Here is a 16246-nt window from a genome sequence, read left to right as displayed (position 1 = left end):
CTTCGGCGCTTGCCGGTTTTTCCGGTTCAGCGGTTTCGGCCCGCCGGCGTCATGCCCGCACCGTTCGCCGCTCGATCCGCTTCTGCTGCCGGCCGACGATGAGCCGCTGCACGTAGATGCCCGGCGTATGGATCTCGTCCGGATCGAACGTCCCCGTTTCGCAGAGCTCCTCCACTTCGGCGATGGTCACGGCGCCGGCCGCGGCCATCATCGGATTGAAGTTTCGGGCCGTTTTGTTGTAGACCAGGTTGCCCATGCGGTCCGCCCTTGCCGCGCGGATCAGGCTGAAATCGGCGCGCAGCGCGTGTTCCAGCACATATTCCTTGCCGCCGAACACGCGGGTTTCCTTGCCTTCCGCGGCCGGCGTGCCGACGCCGGCGGGCGTGTAGAACGCGGGGATGCCCGCGCCGCCGGCGCGAATTTTCTCGGCCAGCGTCCCTTGCGGAATGAGTTCCACCTCGATCTCGCCGGCCAGCACCTGGCGCTCAAACTCCTTGTTCTCGCCGACATAGGACGCGATGATCTTGCGGATCTGCCGTCTCTGGAGCAAGAGGCCGAGTCCCCAGTCGTCCACGCCGCAGTTGTTGGAAATGACGGTCAGATTCCGCACGTCCCGTTCCGCCAGCGCGAGAATCAGGTTCTCCGGGATGCCGACGAGTCCGAACCCGCCGATCATGAGCACGGCGCCGTCCGGAATATCGCTTGTCACGTCAAGAAACGACTCGTATACCGGTTTCATCCGTCAACCTCCTTTCCGGTTTCAATCCGGCCGTTCCACCACGGCGGCGATGCCCTGACCGCCGCCGATGCACAGCGCGGCAAGACCGTACCGGACCTTCCGCCGCGCCATCTCGTGCAGCAGCGTGACCAGGATGCGCGCGCCGCTGGCGCCGATCGGATGGCCCAGGGCGATGGCGCCGCCGTTCACATTCACGATGGCCGGATCGAGCTCCAGTTCCTTCCGGCAGGCGAGCATCTGGGCGGCGAACGCTTCGTTCAGTTCGGCGAGGCCGACATCGGCGAGGCCGATCCCGGCCCGAGCCAGCGCCTTGCGGACGGCGGGCACGGGCCCCAGCCCCATGACGGCCGGATCGACGCCCGCCGAAGCGACGGACCGGATGACCGCCATCGGCTTCAGCCCGAGCGCCCGCGCCTTCTCCGCGCTCATGATGACGGCCGCCGCGGCTCCGTCATTGATGCCCGAGGCGTTGCCCGCGGTCACCAGGCCGTCCGGCCTGAACGCCGGGCGCAGCGCGCCCAGCGCCTCCAATGTCGTGTCCGGCCGCGGATATTCATCTGCTTCGAACCGGACCGTCTTGCCGCCGCGCGCCGGAATGTCCACCGGCACGATCTCCTCGCGGAACCGCCCGGCCCCGATCGCTTCGGCGGCCTTCCGCTGGCTTTCCCAGGCGAACCGGTCCAGCTCCTCCCGGGTCAGGCCTGCCCGCTCGCACAAGTTCTCCGCGGTGATGCCCATGTGATGGTCGCCGATGGCGCACCACAGGCCGTCGCTGATCATGCTGTCGACGAGCGCCCGGTGCCCCATGCGCAGGCCGCCGCGCGCTTCCCGGACAAGAAAGGGGGCCCGGCTCATGTTCTCCATGCCGCCGGCGACGACCGTCGTCAGATCGCCGCACCGGATCGCCTGCCAGGCCAGTTGCACCGCCTTCAACCCTGAGCCGCAAACCTTGTTGATGGTGACGGCCGGCGTCTCCTGCGGCAGCCCTGCCGCCAGGGCGGCCTGGCGCGCCGGATTCTGTCCTTCGCCGGCCTGCAGGACGTTGCCCATGATCACTTCGTCGACCGACGCGGGATCGATCCCGGCCCGTTCGACCGCCGCCCGGATGACGATCTCGCCGAGCCGCGCCGCCGGCACATCCTGCAGACTGCCCATGAACTTGCCGATCGGCGTTCGGACAGCGCTTACAATAACCGCTTCAGACATGGATGGATTCAGCTCCTTTCATCAGCGACCGGAATCTCGATCCGCGACGGATATCGGCCGCCGAGATGCACCGTCTGGCGGGCGACACGCGTGTCCGCCTGCAGCGCCCAGCATCCGGACCTGTTGGGATGGACGTGGTACGCGGGAAAATTCGAGGAGGAGACGTCAAGCCGAAGCCGGCAGCCTTTGCGGATCGTCCAGGCAATCGGCCACAGCTTGATGATCACCTCCACCACGCTGCCGGGAATGTATTCGACCGGCAGTTTGACGCCGTTGCGATACGACAGGCTGGTAATGCCGTCCCGGATATTGTAGGCTTCGCCGTCCGGCGTCACTTCCATCAGGTTCACGGAGAACGCCGTGTCCGGCGCCTCGGAGCAGACGAACAGCCGCACTTCGACGGAACCCGCAATGCGCAGGTCCTCATCCAGCGGATCAGACAGGAAGCTGATGACGTCGTCCCGGTATCCCGGCGGTTCCTGCCGCAGGCTGGCCGGCTTCGGCGCGTCGGGCGCGCCGGAGAGATAACGCAGCAATCCCGCTCCGCCCCGCGTCGGCACGGGGTTGTCCGGATCGTACGTGTACCCGATCCGCTCCTCCAGCGGAGACGGCGCGCCGGCGATCCGGTGCGGCACGCTGCCGTCGCCCGCCAGGTACAGGATGCGGCGGCCGTCCGGTTCGAAGCCGCCCGGCCAGCGGCGCCAGCGGCCTTCCCGCACGACGTAGGTCATCGTCTCCCCCGCGGGCACCGATTCTCCGGCTCCCCGGAGGTGCACGTCAAACCACAGGACCGCTTCGGCCAACAGGTTCCGTTCGCCGTCCGGATATTCGAGATCCCCCGCGGGCGAGAGGGTGTGCACCCACGGCCCGACGATCAGGCGGCTGACGGCCCGCGTGCCCTCGGGCAGCTTCCGGTAGTCCATGAGCATGCCGTCCAGATGGTGATCGAACCAGCCGGCCGCCATCAGCACGGGCGTCTGAATATACTTGGGAATCTCTCGCAGCTCGGCCCAGAATCCGGCGCTCCAGTATTCATCCAGCGGGCTGGTGTTCGTGATCCATTGCCGGTACCAGGGCAGCCGCTTGCCGAACAGCCGCTCATCCATCTCGAGATGCGGCCGGATCGAGACGGCGCGGGCGAACAGATTTTCCGGATCGAGCGGCTCGATTCCCGCATTCTCGAGCGCCCACCCGGTGTAGACGTCCTGGCGGAACATGCCGTTCATGTAATGGCTCCGGAACCGTTCCGTCGAAAATCCGGAGAGCACCATCGCCTTCACTTCCTGCGGGAAACGGTCGGCCATCGCAAGCTGCACGGCGCTCAGATACGAATGACCGTAGGTGCCGATGTTGCCGTCCATCCAGCGCTGGCGGACGATCCATTCGATCGTGTCCAGACCGTCCATCCGTTCGTTCACGAACGGCGTCCATTCCCCGCCCGACCGCCCCGTCCCCCGGCAGTCCTGGACGATGGCCGCGTACCCGTATTCGTTCCAGACGGAAGCCGTCACTTCGAGCATCGGCAGCATACCGGCGTAGGGGTTACGGATGAGCACCACCGGCCACGGCCCCGGCCCGGCCGGCAAGTAGGCGCGTGTATAGAGTTCCGTCCCGTCGCGCATGGCGACGCGATGGACGGTCATTGGCCCGGCCTCATGCCGGGGTTCCGGCAACCCTTTCCTGATCTGGCCGGCAAAAAGTTCAAGAACAGACATCCCGGTCACCTCCCGTCAGGCAATCGCCGGCTGCCGCGCCCGGGTCGCCGCCGGTTCGCGCCAGCGCTTGCAGAATATACGCGGACGCTTCGGAGAGCCCGGCCTCGTCGACGCCCGTCCGCACCCCCATGGCGTGCAGCATGCGGATCAAATCGCCCGTCGCCACGTTGCCCGCGGCGCCCGGCGCATACGGACAGCCGCCCAGTCCGCCGCAGGACGCATCGAAGGTCCGAATGCCCATCTGCAGCGCGACGACCGTGTTGGCGAGCGCCAGCCCGTTCGTATCGTGGAAATGAAGGGCGAGCCTGTCCGGCGGCACCCGTCCGAGCAGCTCCTCCAGCACCGCTTCCACCTGGCGGGGATGGCCGATGCCGATCGTATCCCCGAGCGACACTTCGCGGACGCCCATTTCCAGCAGCGCCTCCGTCAGCCGCACGACCTGCTGCGTGTCGACCGCTCCCTCATAAGGGCAGCCGAACACGGTGGACAAGTAACCCCGCACCGTCTTGCCGGCCGCCTTCGCCGCCGCCGTCACTTCCCGCAGCACGGGCAATGTCTCACCGATTGACTTGTTGATGTTCCTGCGGTTGTGCGTTTCGCTGGCGGACATGAACACCGCCGCTTCATCAATCCCCGAGCGCAGCGCCCGCTCCAGTCCGCGCATGTTCGGCACCAGCGCCGCGTAGGTGACGCCTTCGCGCCGGCGGAGTCCCGCGGCGACCTCCTCCGCGTCGGCCAGCGGCGGAATCCATTTCGGACTGACGAACGATGTCACTTCGATGTAGGACAGACCGGCATCGGCCAGCCGGCCGATCCAATCGAGTTTGACGGCGGTCGGCACGAAGCCCGGTTCATTCTGCAGGCCGTCGCGGGGGCCCACCTCCCGGATCTGGACACATTCGGGCCATCGGGACGCCATGGTCTTTCCCCTCCTTCGTCCGTTTCCTCACGCGGTCCGGCCGGCCGGGCTTTCCAGCACGACGCCCCGTCCGGCCAGATTGGCGACTTCTTCATCCGAGTAACCGAGTTCCCGCAAGATATCCCGGGTATGCTGTCCGAGCAGCGGCGGTGAGCTGCGGACTTTCACCTCGCGTTCGGAATACCGGATCGGCGTCCGGATGACCGGAAGCTGTCCGAACACCGGATGCTCCACCTCCTCGATCAGACCGTGATCCCGGATCAGGTCGCTCGTCACCAGCTGCTCCACGTTCCAGATCGGACCGTGCAGCACCCCGCGGGCCTCGAAGATTCGGCACCACTCGTCCGTCGTGCGGGTCGAGAAGATCGCATTGAGCCGTTCCGTCAGCTCTTCGCGGTACTCCAGGCGCAGCCGGTTCGTGCGGAACCGCTCGTGATCCGCCAGCTCCGTGCAGCCGATCGCGCTGCAGAAAGTCTGCCAGGCCTCGTCGCTCTGCGCGCCCGCCATTACCCAGCCGTCCCGCGTCGGGAACGCCTGATACGGCACGACTTCCGGATGCTGGTTGCCGAACGGCCGCGGCGACTGCCCGGTGGCCACATACTGCGCGAACCGGGTGGACAGATTGAACACCATCGTATCGATCAGATTGAGCCGGATGTGCTGCCCGGCTCCCGTCCGCTCCCGATCCACCAGCGCGGCGCAAATGGCGCCGAACGCCATGTACGCGGTGGAAATGTCCGCGACGGGAACGCCGACCAGCATCGGTTCGCCGTCCAGTCGGCCCGTCAGGCTCATGACGGCGCCCATTCCCTGCACAATCGGGTCCATGCCCGGACGCTTGACGTATCCGGGCGTATCGCCGAACGCCGAAATGGAGCAATAGACGATCCGCGGATTGATCGCGCGAATCTGTTCGTAGCCGACCCCGAGCTTGTCACACGTGCCGGGCCGGTAGTTCTCGATGATCACGTCGGCCTCGCGCGCCAGCCGGTGGACGATGCGCACGCCCTCCGGCTCCTTGAGGTTGACCGCGATCGAACGTTTCCCGTGGTTGTAGGCCGCGAACAGGTAACTTTCGCCATCCTTGAAATGGCTGCCGGCCTTCCGGACCTGATCGCCCTGCGGCGGCTCGATTTTGATGACATCGGCGCCCAGGTCGGCCAACATATTGGCGCAGTACGGGGCGACCAGCCAATGCGCGATCTCGATCACCTTGATGCCCGACAACGGTCCCATCTTGCCCGTCCTCCCATGTTGATCTGTTTGTTTCGGCAGTCTGCGGCGACCTCTCCGACTCCTTACGGATCATTGTAAATATAGTGTTTTCTTATGTAAAATACGTAAATATAATGTTTGTATAGGCATTTCCTATTTTATTGCGAAAGCGGTGAAGTCTCGCCCATGCGGACCGAACAGTTGCAATATTTTGTGGAAGTGGCCCGCCAACAGTCGTTCTCGCTCGCAGCCGAACGATTGCACATTGCCCAGCCGAGCATCAGCCAGGCCATCAAGGGGCTGGAACAGGAACTGAACGTGCAGTTGTTCACGAGATCGCGGGCGGGCGTCCGGCTTACGCCCATCGGCCGCGCGCTGCTTCCCAAAGCCCAGAACATTCTGAACATGGTTGAAGAATTGTGCGAGGAAGCGCGCTCCGAGACCGATCAGATCGAAGGCCGGCTGCAGATCGCCGCCATCCCGAGCATGATGAACACGTTCCTCAGCGAGACGCTGTCCCGCTACAAGAAGCAGCATCCCAACGTACGCCTGGAAGTGAAGGAGGCGGGCACCAACCAGATCGTGCAGGAGGTGCTGGCCGAACAGGTGAACATCGGCATCGTATCGTGCCAGCCCGGCGAGACGTTCGATCCGCGCATCGAATTTGCCCCTCTGCTGAGCGGCACCTATGTCGTCTATGTCGGCCGGCACTCTTCCATCCCGTTGCAAAATCCGGTTCCCCGCGAGCTGATCGCCCGTCAGCCGCTGATCACCCTGCAGCACGAATACCGGCAGGTGGATTACCTGCGGAAGCTGCTCGGCACCGATGACCTGAACATCCTGGTCTCCCTCGGCTATACGGAAGCGGCCAAGAAGATGATCAGCGAAGGCATCGCCATCGGCTTCTATCCGGATTTCTCGGTCGGCCAGGACCCCTATGTCCAGTCCGGCGACATCATCCCGCTCGACATTGCGGACAACGGGCTCTCCCTGCGGTTCGGCTGGATCCGGTCCCGGCAGCAGCGCTTCTCGCTGGCCGCCCGGAAGTTCGTCCGGGTGCTGAAAGAGGTCATTGACGCCCGCGGCTGACGAACCAAGAACGGCTGCCTCGCGACGCCGCGGTTCCGGCATCCCGAAGCAGCCGATCATTCAGCCGCAGTTCGGCAAGCTCACGTCGAAGAGACGAGACGGTTCAGTTCTTCCAGCAGCGCGTCCAGATCCGTCGCCGATTCGCGGTTGAAGCTGGCGATGTTGCGCAGCGGCATGTATTTCAAGAACGCTTCCAGCATGACCTTGAGCTCCTCCGTCGGCGCACTGCCGAACGGGGCATTCTTCTCCAGCATCCGTCTGACGTACGGCGCCGTCCGCTCGTCCGCCAGCAGGTCGCCGATCAGCGTGTTGCGGTGAATGACCCAGGGCAGCGTCACCGTCGACTCGACATAAATGGAGCCTTGCAGCCGGATGTCCCGCGACGATGCGCCGACGAGGATGTCGAACTCCCCGCTCTCCACACGCCAGTCCCGGATGGCCGGCTCGTAGTAGGCGAAGGCGCGTTTGCCCAGCCTGAACGTCACCGTCTTCCGCTCGCCGGGCTGAAGTTCCACCTTGGCGAACCCTTTCAATTCCTTGACCGGACGGATGACGGAGCTTTCCCGGTCGCGGACGTAGAGCTGTACAATCTCTTTGCCCGCCCGCCCGCCGGTGTTGGCAATCGTGACGCGCACTTCGGCCGTCTCCCCGTCGCTCATCCGCGCGCGGTCGATCTCGATCTTCTCGTAAGCAAACGTCGTGTAGCTGAGGCCGTGCCCGAACGGGAACAGCGGCTCGATCTCCTTCGCGTCGTAATACCGGTAGCCGACGAACAGCCCTTCCCGGTATTCGACGCGGTCCCCTTCACCCGGGAAGAACAGGTGCGAAGGGTTGTCGGACAGCTTGTGCGGGAACGTCTCCGCCAGTTTGCCCGACGGATTGACGTCGCCGAACAGCACGTCGGCCACCGCGCCGCCCATCGCCTGGCCGCCCAGATAGGCCTCCAGCACCGCCTTCGCGTTGCCGAGCCACGGCATTTCCACGGGCGCACCGTTGCACAAGACGACGACAACCCGCTCCTGCACGCCCGCCACCGCTTCGATCAGCGACTGCTGATTGCCCGGCATCCGCAGATGGGTGCGGTCGAACCCTTCCGACTCCCAACTCTCCGGCAATCCGGCGAAAATGACGGCGACATCGGCCGCGGCCGCCGCCTGCAGCGCCTCTTCCACCAGCCGGTCATCCGCCGCATCGTTCGCCAGTTCGTAGCCTTGCGCATAGACGACTTCCGCGGCGGGTCCCGCCGAACGGCGGATTTCGTCGAGCGGGTTGTCCAGCCGCGTCGGCTTGACGTGGGAGCTGCCGCCGCCCTGGTAGCGCGGCTTCACGGCGAGCTCGCCGATTACCGCGATCCGGCCGGACTTCTCAAGCGGCAGCGTGCCGTCTTCGTTGCGCAGCAGCACCATGCTCTCGCCGGCGGCCCTGCGCGCCAGCCGGTGATGCGCATCCGCATCATAGCTTGCACCCGGCTTCCTGCTGTCTACCGCCCTCAGAATGATGGTCAGCAGCCGCTCGACGGCCCGATCCAGCACGTCCTCCGGCAGGCTGCCATTCCGCACCGCTTCCACGACTTTCCGGTCGTTGATGCCGCCATTGCCCGGCATTTCCAGCTCCAGACCGGCCGCAACGCCCGCCGCCCGGTCGTTGACGGCTCCCCAGTCAGAGACGACGAATCCTTCGTGGCCCCACTCTTCTTTCAGGATGCGGGTCAGGAGCTCCGGATGTTCGGATGCGTAGGTGCCGTTCACCTTGTTGTACGAGCACATGACCGTCCAGGGCTGCGCCTGCCTGACCGCGCCTTCGAAGCTGGCCAGATAAATCTCGCGCAGCGTCCGCTCGTCGACGACCGCGTCGACCGACATTCTGCGGTGCTCCTGGTTGTTGACCGCGTAATGCTTGAGCGACGTGCCGACGCCCTTGCTCTGGACGCCGAGGATGTGATGCGCCGCCATTTCCGACGACAGGTACGGATCTTCCGAGAAATATTCAAAGTTGCGTCCGCACAGCGGCGAGCGCTTGATGTTCGCCCCCGGCCCGAGCAGAATCGCCACATCTTCGGCCTGGCACTCCTCGCCGAGCGCTTCGCCCACCTCGCGGATGAGGCCGCGATCCCAGGAGCTGGCGAGCGCCGCCGCTGTCGGGAAGCAGGTCGCGGGCACGCTGTCGAACAGCCCCAGATTGTCGGCGTCTGCCCGCTGTTTCCGCAGGCCGTGCGGTCCGTCGGTCATCATGACGGACGGAATGCCGAGCCGTTCGATCGGCTTCGTCGTCCAGAAGTCGCGTCCCGACAGAAGCGAGGCCTTCTCTTCCAAAGTCATCTGCCGCACGAGCGCGCGGACATCCCTTGTTTGCGGCGTTTGCGAATCCATCGAACCCCTCCTGTCAACTTTCGATCAAATCCGGTCTGCGGCTCAGCCTTTGACCGCGCCGATAACCAAACCTTTCACCAGATACTTCTGGAAGAACGGATAAATGCACAGAATCGGCAGAATGCCGATGACCGCCATCGCCATGCGCACCGCGTTCATGGGCATCTGGGCCAGCGATTCCGACGAACGTCCGCCCAGATCGTTCTGCATCAGAAACTGGATGTTGCTCAGCATCCGGTTGAGCAGATTCTGGATGCTGTACAGTTTCGGATTGGTAATGTAGATGAGCCCGTTGAACCAATCATTCCAGTACGCGATCGTGAGCATCATGCCGATCGTGGCCAGAATGGGCAGCGACAGCGGCAGGATGATCCGGCTGAAGATCGTCCATTCCGATGCCCCGTCGATGTAGGCCGATTCGATGACCGCGCCCGGGATCGACATTTTGAAGAACGTGCGGATGATCAGAATGAAAAAGGCGTTGGTCAAAAGCCCCGGCACAATGAGCGCCAGCAGCGTATTTTTCAGGTGGAACACTTCCGTGTAGACCAGGTAGGTGGGCACCAGTCCGCCGTTGAACAGCAGGGTGAACACCACCAGGAACGACAGCACGCGCCGCAGCGGCATTTCGTCCCGCGACAGCGAGTACGCCAGCAGGGACGAGATCAGCAGGCCCGTGATCGTGCCGACCGCCGTAATGAGCACCGTGATGCCGTAGGCGCGCGCCAGCGGCGTCAGCTGGCCCCACAGATACCGGTAAGCTTCGAGACTGAAACTGTCGGGGATCAGGGAGTAGCCGTTGAGAATGATCGACTGCTCGTCGGAGAACGAAACGACGAAGAGCAGGATGAACGGAAACAAACACGCTGCGGAAAGCGCCGCCATGATCGCGTGGAATAATGTTTGCTGTACCGCGTTCGTTCGCATCGTGACCTCTCCTTCCGCATCAGAACAGGGCTTGATCCCTGCTTCTTCTTCTGACGAGCCAGTTGGACAGCAGGATCAGGACGAAACCGACGGCCGACTGGTACAAGCCCGCTGCCGACGACATGCCGATGTCGCCAAGCGTCATCAGACCGCGGTACACATACGTGTCGATGACATCCGTCGTCGGTTTGAGCGCGCCCGAGTTGAGCGGCACCTGGTAGAACAGCCCGAAATCGGAATAGAAGATCCGTCCGACCGCCAGCAGCATCATGATGGTGATGGTGGGCGCAATGAGCGGCACGGTGATGCGCGTGATTTGCTGCCACTTGCTGGCGCCGTCGATGACGGCGGCTTCATAGTACTCTTGGTTGATGCCGACAATGGCGGCCAGGTAGATGATGCACAGGTAGCCGACGTTCTTCCACAGGTTCACGAAGGTCAGGATATAGGGCCAGTAGGCCGGTTCACTGTACCAGGATACGGGATCGATGCCCAGCAGCGGCAGGATGGTCTTGTTCATGAAGCCGTTCTCCACATTGAGCATCGAGAGCGCGAGGTATCCGACGATGACCATGGAGATCAGGTAGGGCAGCAGGATCAGGCTCTGGTACAGCCGCGACATGAAGCGGCTTCTGATCTCGTTCAGCACGATCGCCACGGCGATCGCCACAACCGTGTTCAGGACGATGAACAAGCCGTTGTACAGAATCGTATTGCGCGTGATGGTGTAGGCGTCGTCCGTCCGGAACAGGTACTCGAAGTTTTTGAAGCCGACCCATTCATGTCCGAACAACAGGTTGAACAGACCTTTGCGGGAATAGTCGATTTCCTTGAACGCGATGGTCACGCCGAGCATCGGCAGATAGTTGTTGATCACCAGATAGGCGAGCCCCGGCAGTGCCATCAGGATGAGCATGCGATGTCGGACGACCCGTTTCCGGAACTTGCGCCATCGTGATTGGTTCATCAGGTTCCCTCCGTCATGGCTTGCAATCGGAAGGGCCCCGATCGCCGGGGGCAGCCGGGGCCCTTCTTGGCCGGTTGCCGGAATGTTACTGGTTCGCAGCCAGGAATTCATCCAATTGCCGCTGCTTCTCGGCGATGATCGTGTCGATTCCGGCCTTCTTCAGATCTTCGATGAATTTCGGCAGCACATTCGGATCCACGGCGCCGGACTCAAGACCGGCCTTGTACTCGCTGATGACGTTGCTTACGGCCGCCACCTCTGTCTTGACCTTGTTGGCATCGAACAGGAAGCCGAGCGCGGGCGAGTAGACGGCATTGCGGTTGAACGCCTTCAGATTCTCCCACTGGTTCGGGTCCCAGCCTTCCCATACATACGTCAGGGAGTTGTTGCCGATCAGCCATTGGTTGAACACATAGCCGCTGCTTTCCACGCCGTCCGGCACGCGCACCTGGCCGTTGTCCGTCTTCACGTAGTGCTTGCCTTCGATCCCGAGCGTCAGCAGGTTCATGATGTCGGCGTCCGTATAGAGCAGGTTCATGAATTGCATCGCTTTCTCCGGATGCTTCGAATTGCTCGGAATCGAAATCATGAACGCGACGGGACCGGAAGAACCGCCCACCGCCGGCGTGAGGCGCACGCCTTCGATCTCGTAGCCGATCAGGCCGGTCTCCTGCGCTTCAAATCCGGGCTTCATGTTCGAGAAATAGCCGAATCCTTTGCCCGCCTTCATCAGCGCGACGTAGCCTTCCTGGCTCGTTGCCGCATCGGACGCGATGTAACCCGCGTTGTACCACTTCCGCGCCAGTTCGACCGCTTCCCGATACTGCGGCGTCTCGTACAGATTGACGACCGTCGTGTTGTTGTCGTCCAGCATCAGCACGCCCATCCCGTCTCCGAGATTGTCGACGCGGGAGGCAATCATGTCGTTCACGACCGTGTTGCTCGTGTTCCGCTGCACGAGCGGAATCATGCCCGGCTCCTTCTCCTTGATCAGCTGGAAGATCGGCTCCAGATCTTCGAACGATTTGACCTGGCTCAGATCGATCTGATGCTTGTCCAGCAGATCTTTGCGGGCGTTGAAGCCGTAATCCGCGACCAGCTCCCGGAAGCTGGAGACGCCGTAGATTTTGCCGTTGATCCGCGTGCCCTCATAGAACACCGGGTCCATCGCTTCCATGATCCCCTGGCCGTATTGCTGCAGCAGATCGTCGAGCGGGATCAGCTGATTTTTCGCCACCATGCTGGAGTAGTTCATGTACGCCGAAGTGACGAGCAGATCGAGCTGTTCATTGCCGGCCAGCACGAGATTGATCTGCTGGTTCCAGGCGGCCCAGTCAATCAGCGTGAACTTGACCGTGGCGTTGATTTTCTGCAAAGCGATCTTGTTGATTTCTTCCTGGACCAGCTCCAGGTCATTCATGGGCGTGCCCGTATTCGGCATGGCGAAGATCAGTTCGACCGGCTTTTCGCCGGATCCGGACGATTGTCCGCCGCCCGACGAACCTTTCGAGTTCCCGGAGCCCGAGCCGGATCCTCCGCCGCACGCCGCCAGAAGCCCGGCGATCAGCAGCAAACTCAACGTGAGAGCCCATAATTTCCGCTTGTTGCTTGCCACTTGGCATACCCCCTTGGGTGAAGTTATCTCGAATTATAGAGTCGGGGGGCGGGGCCGGCCGACCACTCATCCGACTTTCTGTTTTCACAATCTTGACATGTTCAGCCGGTGTGCCGCATTTGCCGGCGAAACTCCACGGGGGTCAGACCGGTCGTCTTCTTGAACAAGGTGGAGAAATACGACAGGTTGGCGTAACCGGCGGACAGGGCAACCGCGCTGACCGGCTGATCGGAATGGGTCAGCAGATGCTTGGCGTACTCGATCCGCTGCTGCTGCAGATAGTCGGAGATTGACATGCCGGTCTCTTTCTTGAACAGGCGCGTCAGGTAATCGGGATTCAGATAGACGTGCCGGGCGATCTGTTCCCTGGACAGCTCCTGCTCGCCGAGCTGCTGCCGGATATACTGCTTCGCCCGTTCGATGACGGACCGGTTCGCTTCATCGTGATGCAGCCGGTCGACCGCCACTTCGACGACAAGCCCGGCCCATTCCCGGAACGTATGGACGGATCGCAGCACCTCGTCCGGCCGGTCCGTAAGCAGGTTGCCGTCAAACACTTCATGGGCCTGTAAGCCCTTCCAATACAGCACAAAGAATACCGCCTGCACGAAGTCCTGATAGATGCGCTGCAATCTGGACGCGTCGAGCGTGCGGCGCTCCCGGGCGTCTTCCAGATACCGCGCCAGATCGTCCAGAAGCCGTTTCTTCTCGCCGGCTTTCAACCATTCCACCCACAGTTCGATCGGCAACGGTTCGATCGGTTTGGGGGCGCCGTTATGATCAACCAGCAAGATCGCTTCGTTGACCCGGGTGACATTATCCCGGTCCATCTGCTGCAGTCTGCGGTACATCTCCGCCATCTCGTGTGATTGGACGGGCTTTCCGATGTAACCGCACAATTCGCAGCGGAAATACAACTTGCACGACTGAATGAATTCCTGACAGTCGCGCTGCAGGCGGACGGCCGCCTGTTCGTCACAGGATTCGCCTGACGGGATCAGGACGAGCATCTCGCCGTTTCCGACGCGAACGATCGCGGCGTCCGGCAGGTTCCCGCACAGCTTCTCTTCGGCAGCTTTCCGCAGCGCGTATTCCATGATCCGTTCATCGCGCTCCGACAACGTCACATGCCAACGTTGAACCCGAATGTACACGGGCACGTAGCGTGTCAAGGGGTTGTGAAGCACGTGACGGCGTTCCGCATGTTCGCGGATCTTGTCCGGGACGGAGGGCACGGTCTTCTCGACGATGTCCTTCCAGAACAGTTCCTTGCGCATCGGCCGGTATTCTTCCCACAGACGGGCATACCGCCGGCTCGTCTCCTCCAGCATGATCCGCTCCCGCTCCTTCCTTCGCTTCTCCAGCGCCCGGGACACGACGGATTCCAGATCTCCGTAATCCACCGGCTTCAGCAGATAGTCAAAGCAATGGAGCTGAAGGGCGCGCTGCGCGAATCCGAACTCCGAATGACAGGTGAGAAACACCGTCACCGTCTCGGGCCGATGCTCGCGCACCCATGCGAGCAGATCCAGCCCGGAACCGTTCGGCATCTCGATGTCGCAGATCATCACGTCAATGGACGTGTGTGAGAAAACTTCCTGCGCCTGCTTCAGGCTGTGCGCCGTACAGACTTCCCGGATACCGAGCGTCTCCCATCGAACGCCCGCCTGCAGTCCGCGCACGGCGTGCACCTCGTCGTCAACCAGCAAGATGCGACACATGCTTCGTTCCCCCCTCGTTGCCGATCGCAAGTTCCATCGTGACCACGGCACCGCCCTCGGCGCCGTTCTCGAACGTCAGGCGGTAGCCGGAAGGATACAGCAGTCTCAGACGGCGTCTCAGGTTCCAGATGCCGATTCTTCCCCCTTCGTCCTGGACCAGATCCCGATCCTGCCTCAGCAGGTCCAACACTTCCGGCGGGAACCCCGGCCCGTTGTCCGCAATCCGGACGAGAAGCCTGCGCTCGCTCCCGGTTCCGGCCGCCGACACACGAATCCGGATATCCAGCATGTCATCGAGATTGAAGGCGTGCTTGATGGAATTCTCGACGACATTCTGAATGACCAGCGGCGGAATCGGACAATTCAGCGCATCGTCGTCGACGTCAATCCGGAACGTGAGACGCTGCGGGAACCGCAATTGCTGAATACGCAAGTAATTGCGGGTATGGGCAAGCTCGTCGCGCAACAGAACGTAGAATGCATCGCTCTGAAAGATAAATCTGAAATAGGCGACCAGACATTTGGTCATCTCCTGAATGATCGCATAATCCCGCACGGTAGCCAGATTGTAAATGATGTTGAGCGAGTTCAGGAAGAAATGGGGATTGATCTGCAATTGCAGCTGCTTCAATTCGGCTTTCTGGTGATTCAGTTTTTCCTCATACACGTCAATCTTCAAATGCCGGATCTCCTCGATCATGCGATTGAACGTATGGTTCATGAGGCGAAATTCATCGGACACAGCGCCGAGTTCCAATCGGGTCTTCCAATTGCCGTCGCTCAGCCTGCGCATCGCCGAAACGATACGCAGAATCGGCAGCAGGAACACTTTGCGCAAATACCAGGCCAGCATGAGCGGAAAGATACAGGCCCCGATCGTGACAACGTACGTCAGGCGTTTCAGATACAGCAAATGTTGGAGGATAGCGCTTTCAGGAATGACGGCAACCAGGTGGAACGCGCCTTTCTCCGACCGCTCGCCGAGCACCAGATAGGACGAGTCGTCTCCGGACATCCGGAACGTGTTTGCTTCATAGTTCAGCGCAATGCTGTCCAGCGCCACCTGATCGGCATGCTGCATCGGCTCCAGATCCAGCGTCGCCAGCAGGGCGAAGCCTCTGTCGCCGTCATCCTGCAAATCCAACGGCTGAACCAGCTTGTCTGCCCTGACCCACGCGCCGAGATAGGTGGAGCCCGTCTTCACCAGACGATATACGTAATACTTGCCGGACTCCGATCGCCAAATCTGCCATTCGGGCGCAATCGGCTTCTGCAGACCGGAGTCCAGCATGAAAAGTATTTCGGAGCGCATCTGGCTGCGTTCTTCATAGGTGTTGCCGAAATCCGAACGCCCGACCAGCAGCACATCGTCGTTCTGCCCGGAGTAGACGAAGAGGATATCCGTATTCCGGTAATTTTCAATGGAATGCTTCAAGGTGTTGAACAGGCGCAGCCGGGCCATATCATATTCCAGCTCGTTCGCGGCACGCATTCTGTCAAGCCGCTGCACATCGACATTGCTCACGGACAGGTCGTACAAGTAACGGTCCAATTCCTCCAAATCCGCATCGAGTCCCCGCATGTGCAGGCTGAGCAGTTTCTGATTCGATTTGGCGACCTGTTCCCGCACCACTTTGACGGCGGACAGATGGAGAACCCACTGCAGGCTGACAAGCAGGACGCTGAACACGAGAATTGCCGCTGTCAGCTTGACCCGCAAGGAATTGAATGACATTCCGGATCCACGCATCCCGATCTCCTCCC

Annotated in this window: 12 protein-coding genes; 1 reads left to right on the top strand and 11 read right to left on the bottom strand. The window is 62.0% G+C overall.

What is annotated here, in order from left to right:
• Positions 1-49: 49 nt before the first annotated feature.
• From THECO_RS02020 to THECO_RS02000, 5 genes are read right to left on the bottom strand one after another with little or no spacing between them, the layout of a single operon-like run.
• Positions 50-739: a CoA transferase subunit A gene (locus THECO_RS02020; RefSeq protein WP_015253400.1), complete on the bottom strand. Its 690-nt coding sequence runs from the start codon at positions 737-739 to the stop codon at positions 50-52.
• 21 nt (positions 740-760) lie between these two features.
• A complete protein-coding gene (locus tag THECO_RS02015; RefSeq protein ID WP_015253399.1) occupies positions 761-1945 on the bottom strand; it encodes an acetyl-CoA C-acetyltransferase in 1185 nt (394 codons plus the stop codon).
• A gap of 8 nt (positions 1946-1953) precedes the next feature.
• Positions 1954-3588: a CocE/NonD family hydrolase gene (locus THECO_RS02010; protein ID WP_232427725.1), complete on the bottom strand. Its 1635-nt coding sequence runs from the start codon at positions 3586-3588 to the stop codon at positions 1954-1956.
• Positions 3589-3646: 58 nt separating this feature from the next.
• Positions 3647-4579, bottom strand: a complete 933-nt coding sequence (locus THECO_RS02005) for a hydroxymethylglutaryl-CoA lyase (protein ID WP_015253397.1) — start codon at positions 4577-4579, stop codon at positions 3647-3649.
• Positions 4580-4606: 27 nt separating this feature from the next.
• On the bottom strand, positions 4607-5815 hold the full coding sequence (locus tag THECO_RS02000) for a CaiB/BaiF CoA transferase family protein (RefSeq protein WP_015253396.1): 1209 nt from the start codon (positions 5813-5815) through the stop codon (positions 4607-4609).
• A gap of 165 nt (positions 5816-5980) precedes the next feature.
• Between THECO_RS02000 and THECO_RS01995 the strand changes: the two genes are divergently transcribed.
• Positions 5981-6883, top strand: a complete 903-nt coding sequence (locus tag THECO_RS01995) for a LysR family transcriptional regulator (protein ID WP_041853753.1) — start codon at positions 5981-5983, stop codon at positions 6881-6883.
• An 80-nt stretch (positions 6884-6963) separates the two neighbouring features.
• Here the strand turns inward: THECO_RS01995 and THECO_RS01990 are convergent, their stop codons facing one another.
• The 6 genes from THECO_RS01990 to THECO_RS01965 all read right to left on the bottom strand — a co-directional run bounded on the left by THECO_RS01990 (position 6964) and on the right by THECO_RS01965 (position 16232).
• A complete protein-coding gene (locus THECO_RS01990) occupies positions 6964-9252 on the bottom strand; it encodes a beta-glucosidase (protein WP_015253394.1) in 2289 nt (762 codons plus the stop codon).
• 42 nt (positions 9253-9294) lie between these two features.
• Positions 9295-10179: a carbohydrate ABC transporter permease gene (locus tag THECO_RS01985; protein WP_015253393.1), complete on the bottom strand. Its 885-nt coding sequence runs from the start codon at positions 10177-10179 to the stop codon at positions 9295-9297.
• 19 nt (positions 10180-10198) lie between these two features.
• On the bottom strand, positions 10199-11146 hold the full coding sequence (locus THECO_RS01980) for an ABC transporter permease (RefSeq protein ID WP_015253392.1): 948 nt from the start codon (positions 11144-11146) through the stop codon (positions 10199-10201).
• Between the two features lie 85 nt (positions 11147-11231).
• Positions 11232-12761, bottom strand: coding sequence for an ABC transporter substrate-binding protein (locus THECO_RS01975; protein ID WP_015253391.1), 1530 nt, complete (start codon positions 12759-12761; stop codon positions 11232-11234).
• Positions 12762-12862: 101 nt separating this feature from the next.
• Positions 12863-14482, bottom strand: a complete 1620-nt coding sequence (locus THECO_RS01970; protein WP_015253390.1) for a helix-turn-helix domain-containing protein — start codon at positions 14480-14482, stop codon at positions 12863-12865.
• Complete coding sequence (locus tag THECO_RS01965) at positions 14460-16232, bottom strand: sensor histidine kinase (protein WP_015253389.1); 1773 nt, start codon at positions 16230-16232, stop codon at positions 14460-14462. The genes THECO_RS01970 and THECO_RS01965 overlap by 23 nt, the downstream gene beginning before the upstream one ends.
• Positions 16233-16246 lie beyond the last annotated feature (14 nt).

This window comes from Thermobacillus composti KWC4 (assembly GCF_000227705.2).
Taxonomy (GTDB): domain Bacteria; phylum Bacillota; class Bacilli; order Paenibacillales; family Paenibacillaceae; genus Thermobacillus; species Thermobacillus xylanilyticus.
The sequence above is the reverse complement of the archived record's forward strand: the minus strand, read 5'-3'. Positions and strand labels throughout refer to the sequence as shown.